We start from the raw sequence: 23018 nt of genomic DNA, 5'->3' as shown, positions 1-23018 counted from the left end.
AGCGCTCACACAATTAAACAAAGAATTATTAATGTTCCGATATTGACCGTGAAAATTTTGCAGTGAGGAGCGCAAATAACATTAATTCGCAACGCGAATGTGAAGAAATGTTTAACCAGATGATTCTAAAGCGAAAAAAAACGCCGCGATTTGCGGCGTTTTTGTCATACATTGACCATGTAACCTTAGGGTTATTCGCCCATTTTGGCCCAGGTATCACGCAGCCCGACGGTACGGTTAAACACCAGTTTTTCAGCTGTTGTATAACGACTATCCAGGCAGAAATAACCTTCGCGCTCGAACTGATACGCTTTGCTGATTTCGGCATTTTTCAGGCTTGGCTCGACAAAACCTTGCTTGATGACCAGAGATTCCGGGTTAATTGTGGCCAGGAAATCTTCAGCAGCCCCAGGGTTCGCCACGCTGAACAAACGGTCGTAAAGACGAATTTCAACCGGCAATGCATGTTCAGCACTAACCCAATGAATTACACCTTTCACTTTACGTCCATCAGCCGGGTCTTTGCTTAATGTGTCCGGATCGTAGGAGCAATGCAGCACGGTGATGTTCCCTGCTTCATCTTTCTCAACACGATCGGCTTTAATCACATACGCATTACGCAGACGAACTTCTTTGCCCAGCACCAGACGCTTGTACTGTTTGTTGGCTTCTTCACGGAAGTCAGCGCGGTCGATGTAGATTTCACGGCTAAACGGCACCTGACGGCTACCCATCTCTGGTTTGTTAGGATGGTTGGGCATCGTGACCATTTCAACTTCGCCCTGCGGGAAGTTTTCAATGATAACTTTTAACGGATCCAGAACAGCCATCGCACGCGGCGCGTTCTCGTTCAGGTCGTCACGGATACAAGATTCCAGGGCAGCCATTTCAACGGTGTTGTCTTGCTTGGTCACACCAATGCGCTTACAGAACTCACGAATAGAAGCGGCAGTGTAACCACGACGACGCAGACCAGAGATGGTCGGCATACGTGGGTCATCCCAACCCTCTACAACCTTCTCAGTCACCAACAGGTTCAGCTTACGCTTGGACATGATGGAGTATTCGAGATTCAGGCGCGAGAACTCGTACTGACGCGGGTGCGCAGGAATAGTGATGTTATCCAACACCCAGTCGTACAGGCGACGGTTGTCCTGGAATTCCAGCGTACACAGGGAGTGCGTAATGCCTTCCAGAGCATCGGAAATGCAGTGGGTGAAGTCGTACATCGGGTAGATGCACCACTTGCTGCCGGTCTGGTGGTGGTCGGCAAACTTGATACGGTAAATAACCGGATCGCGCATGACGATAAACGGCGAAGCCATGTCGATTTTCGCACGCAGGCACGCAGTCCCTTCAGCAAACTCACCGTTACGCATTTTCTCAAACAGCGCGAGGTTTTCTTCAACGGTGCGGTCGCGATATGGGCTGTTTTTGCCAGGAGAGGTCAATGAGCCGCGATATTCACGGATTTGTTCCGGAGTCAGTTCATCGACATACGCCAGACCTTTATTGATCAGCTCAACCGCATAGTTAAACAGCTGGTCGAAATAATCAGAGGAATAACGGATGTTGCCAGACCACTGGAAACCAAGCCATTCAACATCGTGCTTAATTGAATCAACGTATTCGATGTCTTCTTTTACCGGGTTGGTGTCATCGAAACGCAGGTTGCACTGGCCTTGATAATCTTGCGCGATACCAAAATTCAGGCAGATGGATTTTGCATGGCCGATGTGCAGATAGCCGTTTGGCTCTGGCGGGAAACGGGTGCAAATGCTGGTGTGCTTACCATTGGCCAAATCTTCATCAATAATCTGGCGAATAAAGTTAGTTGGGCGGGCTTCTGCCTCACTCATCGCGGGTTCCTCTGTGCAAAAACTTTAGTTATTCGCCCATGATCTTATAAGCAAGCGTCGGAAACAACCTTTTGTTGAATAAATAAGGGGATTGGGAAGGGGCGGCGGGGGCAATAAAAAAGCGGCTGGAGAAAATACTCTCCAGCCGCTAAAGGCACAATCTATGACTCAGGAGCGATTATTTGCCTTTAATTTCATACAGAGGCGTTTGGCCTGCAACGACGGAACCTTGCGCCTGGATAACCAGACCGCTGTAGTCGTCGATATTGCTGCAAACAACCGGGCTAATCATGGAGCGAGCATTGGCGTTCAGGAAATCAAGATCCATTTCCAGAATCGGCTGGCCTGCAACCACTTCAGCACCCTCTTCTACCAGGCGAGTAAAGCCTTGTCCGTTCAGCGCGACGGTATCAATGCCCATATGGACAACGATCTCAGCACCCTTTTCGGTTTCAAGACAGAACGCATGGTTGGTATTGAAGATTTTTACGATAGTACCGGCAGCTGGTGCGACAACTGTTTTCTCAGTTGGCTTAACAGCTACACCATCACCTACCGCTTTGCTGGCGAATGCTTCATCAGGAACCTGCTCCAGCGCTACCACATCACCCGTTACTGGTGAAACCAGTGCCGCGATAGTGACAGCGTTTGGTACAGCCTGTGGTTTTGCAGCAGCAACTGGCGCAGCGGTCGCAGAAGCGGCAGCCGGAGCAGCAGCAACATCGCCAACTGTTTTCATTGCGTTCGCAATTTTCTCAGCCACAAAGCCGACGATGATTTGCACGCTGGTTTTGTTCAGACGGATAACACCGGTGGCACCCAGGCGTTTAGCCAGAGATTCGTTCACCAGTGAAGAGTCTTTCACGTTCAGACGCAGACGAGTGATACACGCGTCGATACCTGTCAGGTTTGCAGAACCACCCACAGCCGCAATGTACTGACGAGCCAGCTCAGAAACATCCTGATTGGTGTTGGTGCTGACATTCACGTCCTGACCATCAGCTTCATCACCTGCAACAGCCAGTTCACGACCAGGAGTCAACAGATTGAATTTGTTGATAGTAAAGCGGAATACAACGTAGTAAATCACGAAGAACACAAGGCCTTGCGGAATCAGCATGTACCAGTGAGTTGCCAGTGGGTTACGGGAAGAAAGCACCATATCCACCAGACCCGCACTGAAGCCGAAACCTGCAATCCAATGCATGCTTGCTGCGATGAATACGGAAATACCGGTCAGCACTGCGTGAATCAGATACAGAACTGGAGCCACGAACATGAAGGAGAATTCCAACGGTTCAGTGATACCAGTAAAGAAGGCAGCAAACGCACCTGCCATCATGATACCCAATACTTTGGCTTTATTTTCCGGACGCGCGCAGTGGTAAATTGCCAGAGCAGCACCTGGAAGACCGAACATCATGATTGGGAAGAAACCAGCCTGGTAACGGCCAGTAATACCAACAATACCGGTACCTTCAGCGATAGATTTAGCACCGCCAAGGAACTTAGGAATGTCGTTGATACCGGCAACATCGAACCAGAACACGGAGTTCAGGGCGTGGTGCAGACCCACTGGAATCAGTAAACGGTTAAAGAACGCATACACACCTGCGCCGATAGAACCCATTTTCTGGATGTGCTCACCGAAGTTCACCAGGCCACTAAACACGACCGGCCAGATAAACATCATGATGAAGGCAACCGCGATCATCACAAAGGAAGTGATGATCGGCACCAGGCGACGTCCGCTGAAGAAGGACAACGCTTTCGGCAGCTCGACGCTGCTAAAGCGGTTGTACAACTCGGCGGAAATAATCCCGACCAGAATACCGACAAATTGGTTTTGGATTTTAGAGAACGCAAACGGCACCTGATCTAACGGAATATGTTTGATCATGGAAACAGCGGCTGGAGAGCAGAGCGTTGTCAAAACCAGGAAACCGACAAAGCCGGTTAGTGCAGCAGCACCATCTTTATCTTTAGACATACCGTAAGCCACACCAATGGCAAACAGCACACCCATATTATCAATAATTGCAGCACCAGATTTGATGAACAACGCAGCTAATGCGCTATCACCACCCCAGCTAACCGGGTCAATCCAGTAACCAACACCCATTAATATGGCTGCGGCTGGTAGCGTGGCTACCGGCACCATCAGCGCACGGCCAACCTTTTGCATATAACCTAGAATACTCACGTCAATTCCCCCTATGAGACCCCGTTAAGGCTCGTTCAAAGCAGTTTTATTATTGTTTAACAAACCTTGAAAGCATGGCGAAGATTCACCAACCTTCTGAGTGTGTGAAAAATTAATTCGTATCGCAAATTAAACACCCTTTTTTTGTGATTAAAATCACCAAATATTGTTATTGCACTCCCCTTTAGCTAGCTATCGACTAAAACTTATTTTATCATCCGAAAAATCAAGACAGATTGATCCCGTCATCGCAGGTTTGAAACTGAGTTACCCTTTAAGGGTTCGGGCAATCAATTTGGCTAATATCGTTTTTATTAACTTATGAGGTGAATGATGAGACTGATTCCCCTGGCTACCCCAGCTCAAGTTGGCAAATGGGCAGCACGCCATATCGTTAAACGTATCAATGCGTTTAACCCAACCGCAGATCGTCCTTTCCTGCTGGGCCTGCCAACTGGCGGTACGCCTCTTGAAGCGTATAAAGCGCTGGTAGAGATGCACAAAGCGGGCCAGGTTAGCTTTAAAAACGTCGTCACCTTTAACATGGATGAATACGTTGGCTTGCCAAAAGAGCATCCAGAAAGCTATCACACCTTTATGCACCGCAACTTCTTTGACCACGTTGATATCCCAGCAGAAAACATCAACCTGCTGAATGGCAACGCCGAAGATGTTGACGCAGAATGCCGTCGTTATGAAGAGAAAATTCGTTCATACGGCAAAATTCACCTGTTCATGGGTGGTGTGGGCAACGACGGTCATATCGCATTCAACGAGCCGGCCTCTTCTCTGGCATCTCGTACCCGTATCAAAACCCTAACTCATGACACTCGTGTAGCAAACTCCCGTTTCTTTGATGGTGATGTTTCTCAAGTTCCAAAATACGCACTGACCGTTGGCGTGGGTACTCTGCTCGACGCCGAAGAAGTGATGATTTTGGTTCTGGGCCATTTGAAAGCGCAAGCGCTGCAAGCGGCTGTGGAAGGTAACGTGAATCACATGTGGACCATTAGCTGTCTGCAACTGCACCCTAAAGCAGTGGTTGTTTGTGATGAGCCATCCACGATGGAACTCAAAGTGAAAACGCTGAAGTACTTCAATGAACTTGAAGCAGAAAATATCAAAGATCTTTAAGTAATAGTCATAACCGGGGGTAACTATGTTTGCATTAACTCACGGTCGGATTCATACCGGCCATGAAATTCTTGATGATCACGCGATTGTTATCGCGAACGGCCTGATTGAACGCGTTTGCCCGCGCTCAGATCTCCCAGCGGGTATAGAGACTCGTGATGTGGGTGGTGCAATCATCGCCCCCGGTTTTATTGATGTGCAATTGAATGGCTGCGGTGGTGTGCAATTCAACGATTCCGCTGATGCGGTGACGGTTGAAACGCTGGAAATCATGCAGAAAGCCAACGAGCGTTCTGGCTGCACCAGCTACCTCCCAACACTTATCACCGCCAGCGATGACCTGATGAAGCAAGGCGTGAAAGTCATGCGCGAATACCTGGCGAATTATCAGAACCAGGCGCTCGGTCTGCATCTTGAAGGCCCATGGCTGAACATGGTGAAAAAAGGTACGCACAACCCAAGTTTCGTGCGTAAACCAGACGCAGAATTGGTCGATTTCCTCTGCGAGAATGCAGACGTCATCACCAAAGTGACTCTGGCACCCGAAATGGTTGCGCCAGAAGTCATCAGTAAACTGGTTGCATCCGGCATTATCGTTTCCGCCGGGCACTCCAATGCGACGGTTAAAGAAGCCAAAGTCGGTTTCCGTGCAGGTATCACCTTCGCAACCCACCTTTTCAACGCCATGCCGTACATTACTGGCCGCGAACCAGGGCTTGCAGGTGCAATTTTTGATGAGCCAGATGTTTACTGCGGTATCATTGCCGATGGTTTACATGTGGATTATGCCAACATTCGTACTGCGAAAAAGGTCAAAGGCGACAAGCTGTGCCTGGTGACTGATGCCACCGCTCCGGCGGGCGCAAATATAGATGAGTTCATTTTCGCAGGAAAAACAATATACTACCGTGATGGTTTATGTGTAGATGAGAACGGTACGCTGAGCGGTTCTGCCCTGACGATGATTGAAGGGGTACGTAACCTGGTCGAGCATGCCGGCATCGCCTTAGACGAAGTCTTGCGCATGGCGACGCTCTACCCTGCCCGTGCGATGGGTGTAGACCAGCAATTAGGGACTATCGAAGCTGGGAAAGTCGCCAACCTGACGACATTTACCCGCGATTTTAAAATCACCAAGACCTTTGTTAATGGTAACGAGGTCGTAACTGAGTAATTAAGGCATGACGACTGGCGGACAGGCTCAAATTGGTAATGTCGATCTGGTAAAACAGCTGAATAGCGCGGCGGTATATCGCCTGATTGACCAACATGGGCCAATCTCTCGTATTCAGATTGCCGAGCAGAGCCAGCTTGCACCGGCCAGCGTCACAAAAATTACTCGCCAGTTAATTGAGCGCGGACTGATCAAAGAAGTGGATCAACAGGCTTCCACCGGGGGCCGCCGCGCTATCTCCATTATCACCGAAACCCGCAATTTCAATGCGATTGGCGTGCGCCTTGGCCGCCATGATGCCACCATCACTCTGTTTGATCTCAGCGCAAAACCGCTGGCCGAAGAGCATTACGCTCTGCCAGAACGCACCCAGGAAACCCTCGAACACGCGTTGCTGAATGCCATTTCCCAGTTTATCGAACTGTACCAGCGCAAAATGCGTGAGCTGATTGCTATCTCCGTGATTCTGCCGGGTTTGGTTGACCCTGAAAGTGGTGTGATTCGCTATATGCCACATATTCAGGTCAATAACTGGTCGCTGGTCGATAGCCTTGAGAAACAGTTCAAAGTCACCTGTTATGTCGGGCACGATATCCGTAGCCTGGCCCTTGCAGAGCACTACTTTGGTGCAACTCACGACTGCGATGACTCCATTTTGGTGCGTGTTCACCGTGGTACGGGGGCCGGTATTCTTTCAAACGGTCGCATTTTTATTGGTCGTAACGGTAACGTTGGCGAAATTGGTCACATCCAGGTCGACCCTTTAGGTGAACGTTGCCACTGCGGGAACTTTGGCTGCCTTGAAACCATTGCTGCCAATGCCGCTATTGAACATCGCGTGCGCCATTTGCTTGAGCAAGGCTATAACAGCCGCCTGACGCTTGAAGAGTGTGACATTACGGCGATTTGCAAAGCCGCTAATAAAGGCGATGCGCTGGCCTGTGAAGTCATTGAACATGTTGGCCGTCACCTGGGTAAAGCCATTTCAATTGCGATTAACCTGTTCAACCCGCAGAAAGTCGTGATTGCCGGGGAAATCATTGAAGCCGAAAAAGTGCTTCTGCCTGCCATTGAAGGCTGCATTAATACGCAGGTGTTGAAAGCCTTCCGCAAAAACCTGCCTGTCGTGTGCTCAAAATTGGATGACCGTTCAGCGATTGGCGCCTTTGCGCTGGTAAAACGCTCAATGCTCAATGGCGTGTTGCTTCAGCGGTTGCTGGAGAGTTAATCCAGTCGCTGTGCTTTTTGCGCTATAGTTACGCCTTCCTGAAATGTGAGCCAGAAATTTGAGCCAGAGTAATCAATGACCATTCAGAATGTAATTTGTGATATTGACGGCGTGCTGATGCACGACAACGTAGCCGTACCCGGTGCGAATGAATTCCTGGGCCGCATCATGGAAAAGGGTATGCCGCTCGTCCTGCTGACGAATTACCCGTCGCAAACAGGGCAGGATCTGGCAAACCGTTTTGCTTCTGCCGGTATTGATGTCCCGGATAGCGTTTTTTATACCTCAGCAATGGCAACTGCCGATTTCTTGCGTCGCCAGGAAGGGAAAAAAGCCTACGTGGTAGGTGAAGGTGCATTGATTCATGAGCTGTATAAAGCAGGCTTCACTATCACTGACATCAACCCAGACTTTGTTATTGTTGGCGAGACACGTTCCTATAACTGGGAAATGATGCACAAAGCCGCTTATTTTGTGGCGAATGGCGCACGCTTTATTGCGACTAACCCCGACACCCATGGCCGTGGTTATTATCCGGCTTGTGGTGCGCTCTGCGCCGGTATAGAGAAAATTTCCGGCCGCAAACCGTTCTGCGTCGGCAAGCCAAGCCCATGGATCATTCGCGCTGCCCTCAATAAAATGCAGGCGCATTCGGAACATACCGTGATTGTTGGCGATAACCTGCGTACCGATATTCTTGCTGGCTTCCAGGCTGGCCTGGAAACCATTCTGGTGCTTTCGGGTGTTTCAACATTAAACGACATTGATGCCATGCCGTTCCGCCCTTCCTGGATTTACCCGTCGGTTGCAGAAGTCGATATCATCTAATTAATGATTCGCCCGGTTTTCGCCGGGCGTTTTGCCGATTCAACACTCTTTTCTCTTCTCTCTGAACGCCTGCCTGGCGATTTCATCAAAAATTGTCGATCCGCTAATAATTGCGCTTATTTCATTATCATTTTTCAGTAATCAATAATCACCATTGAACTATTTATCCCTTAAAGACTAAAGGACTTGCATTCCCGTCAATGATTGCGCATTTTCATATTCATGCAATGCAACAATACAATTTAATGGCTCAAAGAAGCATTACGGAGAGAGTTCTATGTGTTCAATTTTTGGTGTTCTGGATATCAAGACCGATGCGGTCGAATTGCGTAAGAAAGCGCTCGAGTTATCTCGCCTGATGCGCCACCGCGGCCCAGACTGGTCCGGTGTTTATGCACATGAAAAAGCCATCCTTTCTCACGAACGTCTCTCTATTGTTGATGTAAACGCAGGCGCTCAGCCGCTTTACAACAAAGCAAAAACTCACGCATTAGCGGTTAACGGCGAAATCTACAACCATCAGGCCCTGCGCGCGGAATACGGCGACCGTTACGAATTCCAGACCGGTTCTGACTGCGAAGTTATCCTGGCGCTTTATCAGGAGAAAGGCCCAGAGTTTCTGGATGACCTGCAAGGCATGTTTGCTTTCGTTCTGTATGACGAAGTGCAGGACGCTTACCTGATTGGCCGCGACCATATCGGCATCATCCCGTTGTATATGGGCCATGACGAACACGGCAACATGTATGTGGCTTCTGAAATGAAGGCGCTGGTGCCGGTTTGTCGTACCATCAAAGAATTCCCGGCAGGTAGTTACCTGTGGAGCAAAGACGGTGAAATCCGCAGTTATTACCAGCGTGACTGGTTTGAATATGATGCGGTCAAAGACAACGTTACTGACAAAAACGAATTGCGTCAGGCACTGGAAGATTCCGTAAAAAGCCATCTGATGTCTGACGTACCGTACGGTGTTTTGCTCTCTGGTGGTCTGGATTCATCTGTTATCTCCGCTATCACCAAGAAATTTGCCGCCCGCCGTGTAGAAGATGAAGAACGCTCTGAAGCCTGGTGGCCGCAGCTGCACTCCTTTGCGGTCGGTCTGGTCGGTTCGCCCGATCTGATAGCTGCGCAAGAGGTGGCAAACCATCTGGGTACCGTTCACCACGAAATCCATTTCACAGTGCAAGAAGGTCTGGATGCGATTCGTGACGTTATCTATCACATCGAAACTTACGATGTGACCACAATCCGCGCCTCCACTCCAATGTATTTGATGTCCCGTAAAATCAAAGCGATGGGCATTAAAATGGTGCTGTCTGGTGAAGGTTCTGACGAAGTGTTTGGCGGCTACCTGTACTTCCATAAAGCGCCAAACGATAAAGAGCTGCACGAAGAAACCGTACGTAAGCTGCAATCGCTGCATATGTTTGACTGCGCTCGTGCTAACAAAGCGATGTCAGCCTGGGGCGTGGAAGCTCGCGTACCATTCCTGGATAAGAAATTCCTTGATGTCGCGATGCGCATCAACCCGAAAGACAAAATGTGCGGCAACGGCAAAATGGAAAAACATATCCTGCGTGAATGTTTTGAATCCTATCTGCCAGCAAGCGTTGCATGGCGTCAGAAAGAGCAATTCTCTGATGGTGTAGGTTACAGCTGGATTGACACGTTAAAAGAAGTGGCTGCGGCTCAGGTCACCGATCAACAACTGGAAACCGCAAGCTATCGTTTCCCATACAACACGCCAGGTTCTAAAGAAGCGTATTTGTATCGTGAAATCTTTGAAGAGTTATTCCCACTGCCAAGTGCTGCCCATTGCGTTCCTGGTGGCCCATCTGTTGCCTGTTCTTCTGCTAAGGCCATTGAATGGGATGAAGCGTTCAAAACAATGAATGATCCATCAGGCCGTGCGGTGGGTGTTCACCAGTCAGCTTACAAATAAGCGAACAAAATTAATGACACGGGCCTGCGGGCCCGTTTTTGTTTCTGCAAGATTCCTCACCGCTTATCCGGGCTTTTCCCTCAGATAAAACCACGAAATAACCGATAATTGACGAATATTGCATCAAGCTGTTCGTAAGCTAATCAAACAGACAATTTACGCCAATTTTCGGGAAAAAATTGTTGACGCTAGAAGGCCAACTACGCATAATGCGCCCCGCAACGCCGATAAGGTTACGCAGAAAAAAGAAGGCTACTTAGCTCAGCTGGTTAGAGCACATCACTCATAATGATGGGGTCACAGGTTCGATTCCCGTAGTAGCCACCATTATTCTTTTTTTAGCGCGGGAGTGGCGAAATTGGTAGACGCACCAGATTTAGGTTCTGGCGCCGCAAGGTGTGCGAGTTCAAGTCTCGCCTCCCGCACCATTTTAACGCGTTGCACGGATGGGGTATCGCCAAGCGGTAAGGCACCGGTTTTTGATACCGGCATTCCCTGGTTCGAATCCAGGTACCCCAGCCAATTTTTTTGATATAGCAGTTTTCGACATAGCACGTTACTTTTGTGCGCCCTAAGTTGGGGTATCGCCAAGCGGTAAGGCACCGGTTTTTGATACCGGCATTCCCTGGTTCGAATCCAGGTACCCCAGCCAGTCGAAGAAAAGTTTTAAAATTAGGCTACTTAGCTCAGCTGGTTAGAGCACATCACTCATAATGATGGGGTCACAGGTTCGATTCCCGTAGTAGCCACCATATTTTTGGGGTATCGCCAAGCGGTAAGGCTCTGGTTTCTGATACCAGCATTCCGAGGTTCGAATCCTCGTACCCCAGCCAAAAATGAAAAGCTCGCTTCGGCGAGCTTTTTGCTTTTCTGCGTTTGGATAATCTCATCTGAATTGCAGTCGGATGTCGCTAACGCTAATCCGACCGACGAAAAACTGTCGACTTATAACCCTAACGCATACTTCAACGCCTGACGTTTAAGCACTCCACCGCGCTCGGCTGCCATAAGGCCCAGGTTACGAATCACCCGCAGTGGCCCTAAACTGTTGCTGAATCCCGCATAGAAAAGATCCATGCCACTTTGCATCAGGAAATTATCTGCCTGCCTGCGTGTCTGGTAGCGTTTTAATACGTGCGCTTGCGCCCAGTTTTCGCCATAACTACGCGCATTAATCATCACATCAAGCAATGCTTCCACATCGCGATAACCGAGATTAACGCCCTGCCCGGCTAACGGGTGAATGGTATGAGCGGCATCACCAATCAGCGCCAGACCTTGCTGCGTATACTGCAATGCATGGCGGCGCGTCAGCGGGAATGCGCCGCAGGCAACCGGAGTGACTTTTCCTAAACGTTGAGGGAAGCTCGTTTCAATCGCTTTTTGCAATTGCGGCATCGTCATATTCTGCAACTGGCGAATTCGAGCCGGTGAGTCATACCACACCAACGAAGCCCAATGATCAAATAACGGTAAAAACGCATGCGGCCCGCTCGGCGTAAAATGCTGCCAGGTGCTGTCTCCTGGAGAATGCTCGCACTTCACGGTAATCAACATGCAAGACTGCCGATATTCCCAGGCATGAATACCGATTCCCGCCCAGCGACGAACCTGCGAATTCGCGCCATCTGCGCCAATCACCAACGGCACCGTCAAAGTCTGTTCATCAGCGAACTGAAGCGTCCACTGCCCCGCCTCGCCGTGCATACCGGCCAGTTGCGCCGGACAGAGTAATGTGACGTTAGAATGTGCCTCCAGCGCCTGCCACAGCGCGAGTTGCAGCACCGAGTTCTCAACCATATAGCCAAGTTCCGGCAACCCAAGCTCCTGTGCCTTAAAGCTCACATGAGCACTTTCCCATTCCCAGGTTTCGAGCTGGCGATAAGCATGGCTGCGCATTGAGCGAATCGCATCCCAAACGCCAAGGGATTTCAGCAACCCGACCGACGCACTACTGATAGCCGAAATACGCACATCGGGTTGGCTTGTTGCGTCAAAGACTGCCGGAGCCTGATGCTCAATCACCGCGACCCGGAAACCATTTTGCGCGAGACCAAGAGCTGCGGCCGCACCGACCATGCCTCCGCCGACTATCGCGACGTCAATTGACTGGTTCAACATGATGATTTTGTCCTTAAATTGTCTATGCTGATTCTACCGGATTTTTACGCAAGTTTCGTAGGCTGGTCACATCAAGGCCAAAGCATTACAATACGCCGCCTGAATTCCTGGCTTTAACTGAGCAATGGCAAGTCGATGACAAAAAAACTCCATATCAAAACCTGGGGCTGTCAGATGAACGAATACGATTCATCGAAGATGGCCGATCTGCTGAATAGCACGCATGGCTATACGCTTACGGATAACCCAAAAGAAGCTGATGTATTGCTGCTCAATACCTGCTCTATCCGTGAAAAAGCCCAGGAAAAAGTGTTCCATCTGCTTGGCCGCTGGAAACTCTTAAAGCGCAAAAATCCCAATATCATTATTGGCGTTGGCGGCTGCGTTGCTTCCCAGGAAGGCAAGCTGATTCGTAGCCGTGCACACTATGTTGATATCGTTTTCGGGCCGCAGACGTTGCACCGCCTGCCGGAAATGATCAATAAAGTGAGTGGCAACCGCAGCCCAATCGTTGATGTTAGCTTCCCGGAAATCGAGAAGTTTGACCGTCTGCCTGAGCCAAAAGCGGATGGCCCGACAGCATTCGTTTCTATTATGGAAGGCTGCAACAAGTATTGTACTTACTGCGTGGTGCCTTATACCCGCGGTGAGGAAGTGAACCGCCCATGTGATGATGTGTTGTTTGAAATCGCACAGCTCGCCGCACAAGGTGTACGTGAAGTTAACTTACTCGGCCAGAATGTGAATGCTTATCGTGGCCCATCTTTCGATGGCGGCATCTGTTCCTTCGCTGAATTGTTGCGCCTGGTGGCTGCGATTGACGGTATTGACCGCATTCGTTTCACCACCAGCCATCCAATTGAATTTACTGACGATATCATCGAAGTTTATCGTGATACACCTGAGTTGGTGAGCTTCCTGCACCTGCCTATTCAATGTGGCTCCGATCGCGTATTAAATCTGATGGGGCGTACCCATACAGCACTGGAATACAAATCGATTATCCGCAAGCTGCGGGCGGTTCGTCCTGACATCCAGATTAGCTCTGACTTTATCGTCGGCTTCCCTGGGGAAACCCAGCAGGACTTCGAGCAAACTATGAAGGTTATTGGCGATGTGAATTTTGACGTGAGCTACAGCTTCGTCTTTTCTTCTCGCCCGGGTACACCTGCCGCCGATATGGTGGATGACGTGCCAGAAAAAGAGAAATTGCAGCGCCTCTATATTCTGCAAGAGCGTATCAACCAACAGGCCATGGAATATAGCCGTAAGATGGTTGGCACCATTCAGCGTGTCCTTGTCGAAGGCACCTCACGCAGAAACATTATGGAGCTGACTGGACGTTCCGAACACAACCGCGGCGTGAACTTTGAAGGCTCCCCGGATATGATCGGTAAATTTGTTGATGTGGAAATCACTGAGGTTGCGACGAACAACTCCCTACGCGGAAAAGTCGTACGCACCGAAGATGAGATGGGGCTGCGTATTGCGCAATCTCCAGAGTCAGTGATTGCCCGCACACGTAAAGAGAACGAAATCGGCGTAGGGATTTATCAGCCGTAGTTCTCCCCTCAATGCCCGTGGGTTCGCTAACGCCGTGACACCATGGGCATTTTCATTGTTTGCACTTGCATTCGGAAGCCTCCACCCAAATATCGAAAAGCAGGCTTGCGCCATCAGCCCTCGCCGTAAATAATCTTTTTATGGCCTGCACTCTTGCAGCGACACCTTCAACTGGCCCTTTGCGACCCCGAGGATAAGTTTGAATATCGAAACACGTGAAATTACGCTAGAACCCGCAGACAATGCGCGTCTGCTAAGCCTGTGTGGCCCATTTGATGACAACATCAAGCAGCTTGAACGTCGTCTGGGGATCGAGATAAACCGTCGTGACTATCAATTCAAGCTCACGGGTCGCCCGATTCTGGTCAATGCAGCCGCAGATATTCTGCGCAATCTGTATGTTGATACCGCACCAATGCGTGGCGAAATTCAGGACATCACGCCTGAGCAAATTCACCTCGCCATAAAAGAAATACGCGTTCTTGAACAGTCTGCGGAAAGTGTTCCTGAATACGGTAAAGCGGTAAATATCAAAACTAAACGTGGTGTTATCAAGCCGCGTACGCCGAACCAGGCGCAATACATCGCGAACATTCTGGACCACGACATTACTTTCGGCGTTGGCCCTGCGGGCACGGGTAAAACTTACCTCGCGGTTGCAGCAGCTGTGGATGCGCTGGAACGTCAGGATATTCGCCGTATTTTGCTGACCCGCCCAGCGGTTGAAGCCGGTGAAAAGCTCGGTTTCCTGCCAGGAGATTTAAGCCAGAAAGTTGACCCTTATTTGCGCCCGTTATATGACGCTTTGTTTGAAATGCTCGGCTTTGAGCGCGTTGAGAAACTCATAGAACGCAACGTGATTGAAGTCGCTCCGCTGGCTTATATGCGTGGCCGCACGCTTAACGACGCGTTCATCATTTTGGATGAAAGCCAGAACACCACCATCGAACAGATGAAGATGTTCCTGACGCGTATTGGTTTTAACTCCAAAGCGGTGATTACCGGCGACGTGACCCAAATCGACCTGCCAAAAAATCTGAAATCAGGCCTGCGCCACGCCATTGAAGTTCTGGCCGAAGTCGATGAAATCAGCTTTAACTTCCTTAATAGTGAAGACGTTGTCCGCCACCCGGTTGTGGCACGTATTGTAAATGCCTATGAAGCGTGGGAAAACGCTGAACAGGTTCGTAAAGATGAACTCGCTGCAGTTCGCAAGCGAGAAGCGATGGCGATAAACGCCGCCGCCCAGGAGAGTAAATGAGTCAGGTGATTTTGGATTTACAGGTCGCATGTGAAGAAGCAAGCGGCTTGCCAACGGAAGTACAATTTCAGACATGGCTTGATGCGGTCATTCCGCAATTCCAGGAAGAATCAGAAGTTACGATTCGCCTGGTTGACGACGCTGAAAGCCACGATCTGAACCTCACTTACCGTGGGAAAGATAAATCCACAAATGTGCTTTCGTTCCCGTTTGAAGCCCCTCCAGGTATTGAACTTCCGTTACTGGGCGATCTGATTATTTGTCGTCAAGTCGTGGAACAAGAAGCGAAAGAACAACAAAAACCGCTGGATGCACATTGGGCGCATATGGTCATCCATGGCAGTTTGCATCTGCTTGGTTATGATCATATTGAAGATGAAGAAGCCGAAGAGATGGAATCCCTGGAAACAGAGATAATGCTTGCTCTTGGGTATGCTGATCCGTACATTGCCGAGAAAGAATAGTCGCTACGGTAAATGATTACCGTAACGCATCAAGCGCAGGCAGCGAGCCATTAACTGCCTGCTATCTATTAATTAACCGAGGGGCCACAAACCTAACGCCATGAGCGACGACAATTCCCAAAACAGTGACACACCTGCCAGTAAGAAGGGATTCTTTTCCCTGATTCTCAACCAGCTATTCCACGGTGAACCTAAAAACCGTGACGATCTGCTGACACTCATCCGTGATTCTGAGCAAAACGATCTTATCGATCAAGATACCCGCGACATGCTCGAAGGCGTCATGGATATCGCAGACCAACGCGTCCGCGACATCATGATCCCTCGCTCTCAAATGGTAACGCTCAAACACAACCAGACGCTGGACGAATGCCTCGATGTGATCATCGAATCCGCACACTCCCGCTTCCCGGTGATCAGTGAAGACAAAGATCATATCGAAGGGATTCTGATGGCTAAAGATTTGCTGCCGTTTATGCGCAGCGATACTGAGCCATTTAGCATGGAAAAAGTGTTACGACAGGCAGTTGTTGTGCCGGAAAGTAAGCGTGTTGACCGGATGCTCAAAGAGTTTCGTCAGCAGCGCTACCACATGGCGATAGTGATTGATGAGTTTGGCGGTGTCTCCGGGCTTGTCACCATCGAAGATATTCTCGAGCTGATTGTCGGGGAAATCGAAGATGAGTACGACGACGAAGAAGACGGCGATTTCCGCCAGCTCAGCCGTCATACCTGGACGGTTCGCGCCCTGGCATCAATCGAAGATTTCAACGACACCTTTGCTACCCATTTCAATGATGATGAAGTGGACACCATTGGTGGACTCGTTATGCAGGCCTTTGGCCACCTACCTGCTCGTGGCGAAACCATTGAAATAGATGGTTATCAGTTCAAAGTCGCGATGGCAGATAGCCGCCGCGTGATTCAGGTTCATGTCAGAATTCCGGACGACTCGCCGCAACCGAAACTGGAAGATTAATTCAAAGATGGCTATAGCCCTACTCCTTCAACGCCAGCGCGTGCGTCTGCTGCTGGCGCTGCTTTTTGGTGCCTGCGGAACGCTGGCTTTCTCCCCTTACGATTTTTGGCCTGCTGCGATAATTTCTTTAGCAGGGCTTCAGGGGCTGACTCTTAATCGTCGTGCGATTCAAAGTGCGTGGATTGGTTTCTTCTGGGGACTGGGGCTATTTGGCTCAGGCATTAACTGGGTATATGTCAGTATCGCGCAGTTTGGCGGTATGCCAGGCCCAATTAACGTCTTTTTGGTCGTCTTGCTTGCCGCTTATCTCTCGTTATACACCGGTTTGTTTGGCGGATTCCTCAGTAAGCTTTGCCCAAAAACAACGTGGTGGCGCGTCGCCATTGCCGCTCCGATGTTATGGCAACTCACCGAGTTCCTGCGCGGTTGGGTGTTAACCGGCTTCCCGTGGCTCCAGTTTGGCTATAGCCAGATTGACGGCCCGCTAAAAGGCATCGCGCCGATTCTGGGCGTCGAAAGTGTCACCTTCCTGCTGATGATTATTAGCGGTCTGTTGGTGTTTGCTCTGCACGAACGTAACTGGCGTCCGGCGGTGATTGCCGCGGCCCTGCTGCTCCTGCCATGGCCGTTGCGCTCAATTCAATGGTATCAGCCGCAAACTGAGCGCACTGTAGATGTCGCGATGGTTCAGGGCGATATTCCGCAATCTCTGAAATGGGATGAGAACCAGCTGCTGAATACGCTGAAAATTTATCTCGATAAAACTCAGCCGCAGATGGGTAAATCCCAGCTGATTATCTGGCCTGAATCTGCCATCCCGGATCTTGAGATAAACCAGCAGCAATTCCTGACGATGATGGACGACCTGCTGCGCTCTAAGCACAGCTCATTGATCACCGGTATTGTTGATGCGCGTTTGAATAAGCAGAATCGCTACGATACCTACAACACCATTATCACACTCGGTGAAGGTAATCAGTACAGCTACAACAGCGCCGACCGTTACAACAAGAATCACCTGGTGCCGTTTGGTGAGTTTGTTCCGCTGGAATCTATCCTGCGCCCGCTGGCTCCCTTCTTTGATTTGCCGATGTCGTCATTCAGCCGTGGGCCATATTTACAGCCGCAGCTTTCTTCCAACGGCATCAAGCTCACGCCAGCGATTTGCTATGAAATCATCCTTGGCGAACAGGTGCGCGATAACTTCCGCCCGGACACCGATTTCCTGCTGACCATTTCAAACGATGCATGGTTCGGCAAGTCTATTGGCCCGTGGCAGCATTTCCAGATGGCGCGTATGCGTTCGCTGGAATTGGGTCGCCCACTGTTGCGCAGCACCAATAACGGAATTACTGCGGTCATTAACGCTAATGGCGATATTGATGCGATGATCCCGCAGTTTACTCGTCAGGTTCTGGAAGCGAAGGTCACGCCAACGCGCGGTATTACGCCATATGCCCGTTTTGGCGACTGGCCGCTTTGGGGGCTGACGTTGATATTCGGCTTTGCCTCTGTTCTGCTGGCATTGCGTACCCGTCGTAAATCCTGATTCTGCATCACCTAAACAGGCCAGCCATTGCTGGCCTTTTTCATTTCTGGCACAACCTTTGCAAATAATTATCCCTCAGAAGCCTACAAAATGCTGAGCCTGCGCCCTATGGACAGCACGAAGCATTGAGCTGCACCAAACAATGACATTACGAGCACCAAAGTAGTGCAACGGAACATTTTTGCCTTTAAACGGTGCGGCACGCTTCGCAAAAACAAACATCTGGATAGCAAAATCTTTACATTCAGCTAGGTTAAATGTTAACAAAAGAACAAGTTTCACCCTGTTTTAGTAACACACAAAAACAAACAACACACATCAGGTATCAATGCCCTGTGGCATAAAAAAGGAGTTGGTAATGCAATTACGTAAACTAACCTCAGCGTTGCTGGTATTAGGTTTAGGTGCAGGTATCGCACATGCCGAAGATGCTAAACCGGCGGCTCAACAAGGTACTCTTGAGAAAATCGCTGCTAACGGCGTTATTGTGGTCGGCCACCGTGAGTCTTCCGTTCCTTTCTCCTACTACGATAACCAACAGAAAGTGGTCGGCTATTCTCAGGATTACTCCAACGCTATCGTTGAAGCCGTGAAGAAAAAACTCAACAAGCCTGACCTGCACGTTAAGTTGATCCCGATTACTTCACAAAACCGTATTCCATTGCTGCAAAACGGCACCTTTGATTTTGAGTGTGGTTCCACCACTAACAACCTCGAGCGCCAGAAACAAGCCTCATTCTCTGACACTATCTTCGTCGTCGGTACGCGTTTGCTGGTTAAGAAAGGCGGCCCGATCAAAGATTTCGCTGACCTGAAAGGTAAAGCGGTCGTTGTGACTTCGGGTACCACTTCTGAAGTTCTGCTCAACAAGCTGAACGAAGAGAAGAAAATGGACATGCGCATTATCAGCGCCAAAGACCACGGTGACTCGTTCCGTACTCTGGAAAGCGGTCGCGCAGTTGCCTTTATGATGGATGATGCTCTGCTGGCGGGAGAACGTGCTAAAGCGAAGAAACAGGATAACTGGGAAATTCTTGGCACTCCGCAATCCCGCGAAGCCTACGGCTGTATGCTGCGTAAAGACGACCCAGAGTTTAAGAAGCTGATGGATGACACCATCGCTCAGGCACAGACTTCTGGTGAAGCGGCGAAATGGTTTGATAAGTGGTTTATGAATCCAATTCCACCGAAAAACATCAACATGAACTTCGCTCTGTCTGACGACATGAAAGCGCTGTTCAAAGAACCAAACGATAAAGCACTCAACTAACTAGAACCAGGGGCCGGGATGACCCAGCCCTCCCGATTGACGAACTGAAGCTCGGACAGACTATGCGTTGGATGGCCGTTCCCCATCCGGCGTGAAAGTACCCAAAATTTCAGGCAACGACCTGAAATAGGGGTACAAGCTTCTCATCAATCTTCGAGGGTAGCGTAACTCGCTACCCTCAATTTTTTCTTGGAGTACGTTATGTCTATAGACTGGAACTGGGGAATATTTCTACAGCCCGCCCCGTTCGGCAACACCACCTATTTGGGCTGGATCTGGAATGGTTTCCAGGTCACCGTCGCCCTGTCCATCTGCGCATGGATCATCGCTTTCCTCGTCGGATCATTATTCGGCATCTTGCGTACTGTCCCGAACAAATGGTTGTCGGGGATGGGCACGCTGTATGTTGAACTCTTCCGTAACGTGCCGCTTATCGTGCAGTTCTTTACATGGTACTTAGTGGTGCCTGAGTTACTGCCCGAAAATCTCGGCATGTGGTTTAAGTCTGAACTCGACCCGAATGTCCAATTCTTCTTGTCGTCGATGATTTGCCTTGGCTTGTTTACCGCCGCTCGTGTTTGTGAACAGGTTCGCGCCGCGATTCAATCGCTGCCACGCGGGCAGAAAAATGCTGCACTGGCGATGGGCCTCACGTTGCCGCAAGCCTATCGTTATGTTCTGTTGCCGAATGCCTACCGCGTGATTGTGCCGCCAATGACATCTGAAATGATGAACCTGGTGAAAAACTCGGCCATCGCTTCAACCATTGGTCTGGTCGACATGGCCGCTCAGGCGGGTAAATTGCTGGATTATTCCGCGCACGCCTATGAATCCTTTACTGCCATCACGCTGGCGTATGTGCTGATTAACGCCGTGATTATGTTGGTGATGTATGTGGTTGAACGCAAAGTTCGCCTGCCTGGCAATATGGGAGGCAAATAATAATGTACGATTTTGACTGGACGTCCATTCTTCCCGCCATGCCTTACCTGATGCAGGGGCTGATCATCACCCTGAAGATCACGGTGACGGCGGTTATCTTCGGTATTGTGTGGGGAACGCTGCTCGCGGTGATGCGCCTGTCACCGATTAAGCCCGTCGCCTGGTTTGCCAGTGCGTACGTCAACGTTTTCCGTTCTATTCCGCTCGTCATGGTTTTGCTGTGGTTCTACCTGGTGGTGCCTGGATTCTTGCAGAAAGTATTGGGGCTTTCACCACAGACCGACATTCGATTAATTTCCGCGATGGTGGCTTTTTCTATGTTTGAAGCCGCTTACTATTCAGAGATTATCCGCGCGGGTATTCAGAGCGTTTCGCGTGGGCAGTCCAACGCCGCGCTGGCTTTGGGAATGACGCACTGGCAGTCAATGAAATTGATCATCCTGCCGCAAGCATTCCGCGCCATGGTGCCGTTGCTGCTTACTCAAGGCATCGTACTGTTCCAGGATACATCGCTGGTTTATGTGTTGAGCCTGGCTGATTTCTTCCGTACCGCATCGACGATTGGCGAGCGCGACGGGACCCAGGTTGAAATGATCTTGTTCGCCGGTGCCGTGTATTTCGCAATCAGTTTGAGCGCTTCGCTTTTGGTCAGCTATTTGAAGAAAAGGACTGTGTAATGATCTCCCTGAAAAATGTTTCTAAATGGTATGGCCACTTTCAGGTGCTAACCGACTGCTCAACAGAAGTGAAAAAGGGCGAAGTCGTGGTGGTTTGCGGACCGTCTGGCTCGGGTAAATCAACGCTGATTAAAACTGTGAATGGGCTGGAGCCTGTGCAGAAAGGCGAAATTGTGGTGAACGGCACCCAGGTGAATAATAAGAAAACCAATCTGGCTGAGTTACGCTCGCACGTCGGTATGGTGTTCCAACACTTTGAGCTGTTTCCACATTTGTCGATTATTGAAAACCTGACGTTAGCGCAGGTGAAAGTGCTGAAACGCAACAAAGACGAATCGCGTAAAAAAGGTCTGAAACTGCTGGAGCGTGTTGGGCTGACGGCCCATGCCGACAAATTCCCGGCACAGCTGTCCGGCGGCCAGCAGCAGCGTGTCGCCATTGCGCGTGCGTTGTGTATGGACCCGGTAGCGATGTTGTTTGATGAACCAACCTCAGCACTTGACCCTGAGATGATCAACGAAGTGTTGGACGTTATGGTGGAGCTGGCACACGAAGGGATGACAATGATGGTGGTGACGCACGAGATGGGCTTTGCCCGTAAAGTGGCGAACCGCGTGATCTTTATGGATGAAGGGAAAATTGTCGAAGACTCTAACAAAGAGGATTTCTTCAATAATCCACAGTCCGAACGTGCGAAAGACTTCCTGGCGAAAATCCTGCACTAATCGTAGAAATGCCTGCACAACGTGATTGTGCAGGCATTGCGTAAAGCACTTTTATTTCATCGATTCTTTCAGTAGCGCAGTGACTTTATCCATCGTCGGACCAGCCTCTTTCACGCCCTTGCTCTCTTGTTCTTTAACCCACTTTTCCTGCACTTGCTGGTATTGGGTTGCACTCTCCCAATGAGCGACTTCAACGGAACTTAGCTGGCGGATCTTCACGCCATTATGAGTCAGTTCACCCACCATACTGTCGAAGCTGCTGTCCATTACCGAACCCAGGGTTTGATAAGCTTTGGACGCTGCTCGCTGAATCGCTTGTTTATCCTCGTCGGCAAGCTTGTTCCAGGTATCTTTATTTATCACCAGCAGATAAACGTGCCCAAGCCACAGATCTTTAGAGATCAAAACATTTGGAGCCGTTTTATGGACGTTGAGTTCATATCCACTGTCTACGTTGACCATTAGCCCATCCAGGCTCCCCGCTTTAAGCGCTTCATAAATCCCCTCACCCCACGGCATAGAGACAGGAATCGCGCCCGTATTCTTCAGGAAATCCTGGTGCCAGAAGCTGGCTGAACGCCACTTTTGACCGGTAATATCGTCGACTTTATTCAGCGGTTTAGTGCTAAAGAATGCGACGGGATAGCCGGTTGCCAAAAAGAGATTAACCACATTTTGCTGGGCAACTTCCGCCTGTAAAGCAGGAATGGTGTCGTAAGCCTTGCGGAAAAATTCAACCTGATGAGCGCCCGTTGGCCCGACGGGGAAGCTTTTGAATATCTGCTGCAAGGGGAATTCTTTCGGCGTGTATTCGGGCACCACGATTGCCATATCAGCAACCTTCCCTTCTTTTACGATGCCCAAAGCGTCATAACTACGAGCCAGTTCACTGTTCCAGTGAGCATCAACTTTCAGGCGGCCCTGGGATTCCTTTTCAATTTCGGCAAAGAACACATCTTTAATGAAGCTGGTGCGCATTCCACCGAGCGGTTCGTGATCGGAGTATTTGAGAATTTGAACTGCTGATACCGTCGTTGGCATCAGCAGCGCGGTGAGGAAAAGGGCCAATATTTTTCTGGCCAGAAACGGACGTTGCATT

At 49.9% G+C, this 23018-nt stretch carries 18 protein-coding genes and 6 tRNA genes; 20 read left to right on the top strand and 4 right to left on the bottom strand.

What is annotated here, in order from left to right; translation table 11 throughout:
• Positions 1-191: 191 nt before the first annotated feature.
• Together glnS and nagE are read right to left on the bottom strand one after the other, a co-directional pair.
• The gene (glnS, locus tag M2371_RS07140; RefSeq protein ID WP_259267336.1) at positions 192-1859 is read right to left on the bottom strand and encodes a glutamine--tRNA ligase; all 1668 of its coding nucleotides are present in this window, start codon (positions 1857-1859) and stop codon (positions 192-194) included.
• 178 nt (positions 1860-2037) lie between these two features.
• Positions 2038-4062 carry an N-acetylglucosamine-specific PTS transporter subunit IIBC gene (nagE, locus tag M2371_RS07135; RefSeq protein ID WP_034494037.1) on the bottom strand — a complete coding sequence of 675 codons (2025 nt, stop codon included), beginning with the start codon at positions 4060-4062 and terminating at the stop codon, positions 2038-2040.
• 333 nt (positions 4063-4395) lie between these two features.
• Between nagE and nagB the strand changes: the two genes are divergently transcribed.
• The 11 genes from nagB to M2371_RS07080 all read left to right on the top strand — a co-directional run bounded on the left by nagB (position 4396) and on the right by M2371_RS07080 (position 11201).
• Entirely contained in the window at positions 4396-5196 is an 801-nt protein-coding gene (gene nagB, locus M2371_RS07130; protein WP_034494036.1) for a glucosamine-6-phosphate deaminase, read from the top strand.
• A 25-nt stretch (positions 5197-5221) separates the two neighbouring features.
• Entirely contained in the window at positions 5222-6370 is a 1149-nt protein-coding gene (gene nagA, locus M2371_RS07125) for an N-acetylglucosamine-6-phosphate deacetylase (protein ID WP_259267335.1), read from the top strand.
• Positions 6371-6377: 7 nt separating this feature from the next.
• A complete protein-coding gene (locus M2371_RS07120) occupies positions 6378-7598 on the top strand; it encodes an N-acetylglucosamine repressor (RefSeq protein ID WP_172895222.1) in 1221 nt (406 codons plus the stop codon).
• A gap of 75 nt (positions 7599-7673) precedes the next feature.
• Positions 7674-8426, top strand: a complete 753-nt coding sequence (locus M2371_RS07115) for an HAD-IIA family hydrolase (RefSeq protein WP_034494033.1) — start codon at positions 7674-7676, stop codon at positions 8424-8426.
• 277 nt (positions 8427-8703) lie between these two features.
• Positions 8704-10368: an asparagine synthase B gene (gene asnB / locus M2371_RS07110; protein WP_115630141.1), complete on the top strand. Its 1665-nt coding sequence runs from the start codon at positions 8704-8706 to the stop codon at positions 10366-10368.
• A 250-nt stretch (positions 10369-10618) separates the two neighbouring features.
• A tRNA-Met gene (locus M2371_RS07105) sits at positions 10619-10695 on the top strand.
• Positions 10696-10711: 16 nt separating this feature from the next.
• Positions 10712-10796 (top strand) — tRNA-Leu (locus tag M2371_RS07100).
• A 19-nt stretch (positions 10797-10815) separates the two neighbouring features.
• Positions 10816-10890, top strand: a tRNA-Gln gene (locus M2371_RS07095).
• Between the two features lie 55 nt (positions 10891-10945).
• Positions 10946-11020, top strand: a tRNA-Gln gene (locus M2371_RS07090).
• 23 nt (positions 11021-11043) lie between these two features.
• A tRNA-Met gene (locus M2371_RS07085) sits at positions 11044-11120 on the top strand.
• A gap of 6 nt (positions 11121-11126) precedes the next feature.
• A tRNA-Gln gene (locus tag M2371_RS07080) sits at positions 11127-11201 on the top strand.
• Positions 11202-11313: 112 nt separating this feature from the next.
• Here the strand turns inward: M2371_RS07080 and ubiF are convergent.
• Positions 11314-12489, bottom strand: a complete 1176-nt coding sequence (gene ubiF, locus M2371_RS07075) for a 3-demethoxyubiquinol 3-hydroxylase (RefSeq protein WP_259267334.1) — start codon at positions 12487-12489, stop codon at positions 11314-11316.
• Positions 12490-12624: 135 nt separating this feature from the next.
• On the opposite strand from ubiF, the gene miaB reads away from it, so the two are divergent.
• The 9 genes from miaB to M2371_RS07030 all read left to right on the top strand — a co-directional run bounded on the left by miaB (position 12625) and on the right by M2371_RS07030 (position 21919).
• Entirely contained in the window at positions 12625-14052 is a 1428-nt protein-coding gene (gene miaB, locus M2371_RS07070) for a tRNA (N6-isopentenyl adenosine(37)-C2)-methylthiotransferase MiaB (protein WP_034494027.1), read from the top strand.
• Between the two features lie 199 nt (positions 14053-14251).
• Positions 14252-15313: a PhoH family protein gene (locus M2371_RS07065; protein WP_259267333.1), complete on the top strand. Its 1062-nt coding sequence runs from the start codon at positions 14252-14254 to the stop codon at positions 15311-15313.
• The gene (gene ybeY, locus M2371_RS07060; protein ID WP_034494024.1) at positions 15310-15777 is read left to right on the top strand and encodes an rRNA maturation RNase YbeY; all 468 of its coding nucleotides are present in this window, start codon (positions 15310-15312) and stop codon (positions 15775-15777) included. Before M2371_RS07065 ends, ybeY begins: the two co-directional genes overlap by 4 nt.
• Positions 15778-15877: 100 nt before the next feature.
• Positions 15878-16756 (top strand): CNNM family magnesium/cobalt transport protein CorC, encoded by an 879-nt coding sequence (corC, locus tag M2371_RS07055; RefSeq protein WP_034494022.1) that lies wholly within the window; start codon positions 15878-15880, stop codon positions 16754-16756.
• 7 nt (positions 16757-16763) lie between these two features.
• Positions 16764-18305: an apolipoprotein N-acyltransferase gene (lnt, locus tag M2371_RS07050; RefSeq protein WP_259267332.1), complete on the top strand. Its 1542-nt coding sequence runs from the start codon at positions 16764-16766 to the stop codon at positions 18303-18305.
• Between the two features lie 358 nt (positions 18306-18663).
• Positions 18664-19575, top strand: a complete 912-nt coding sequence (locus tag M2371_RS07045) for an amino acid ABC transporter substrate-binding protein (RefSeq protein WP_172588703.1) — start codon at positions 18664-18666, stop codon at positions 19573-19575.
• A gap of 201 nt (positions 19576-19776) precedes the next feature.
• Complete coding sequence (locus M2371_RS07040) at positions 19777-20517, top strand: amino acid ABC transporter permease (protein WP_115630154.1); 741 nt, start codon at positions 19777-19779, stop codon at positions 20515-20517.
• 2 nt (positions 20518-20519) lie between these two features.
• Positions 20520-21194, top strand: a complete 675-nt coding sequence (gltK, locus tag M2371_RS07035; RefSeq protein ID WP_034494015.1) for a glutamate/aspartate ABC transporter permease GltK — start codon at positions 20520-20522, stop codon at positions 21192-21194.
• Positions 21194-21919, top strand: a complete 726-nt coding sequence (locus M2371_RS07030) for an amino acid ABC transporter ATP-binding protein (RefSeq protein WP_034494013.1) — start codon at positions 21194-21196, stop codon at positions 21917-21919. The genes gltK and M2371_RS07030 overlap by 1 nt, the downstream gene beginning before the upstream one ends.
• 51 nt (positions 21920-21970) lie before the next feature.
• Here the strand turns inward: M2371_RS07030 and dctP are convergent, their stop codons facing one another.
• Positions 21971-23017 (bottom strand): TRAP transporter substrate-binding protein DctP, encoded by a 1047-nt coding sequence (gene dctP, locus M2371_RS07025; RefSeq protein ID WP_259267331.1) that lies wholly within the window; start codon positions 23015-23017, stop codon positions 21971-21973.
• Position 23018 lies beyond the last annotated feature (1 nt).

This window comes from Buttiauxella sp. BIGb0471, from assembly GCF_024807715.1.
Lineage (GTDB): Bacteria > Pseudomonadota > Gammaproteobacteria > Enterobacterales > Enterobacteriaceae > Buttiauxella > Buttiauxella agrestis.
This window is presented reverse-complemented; position numbering and strand designations above follow the sequence as displayed.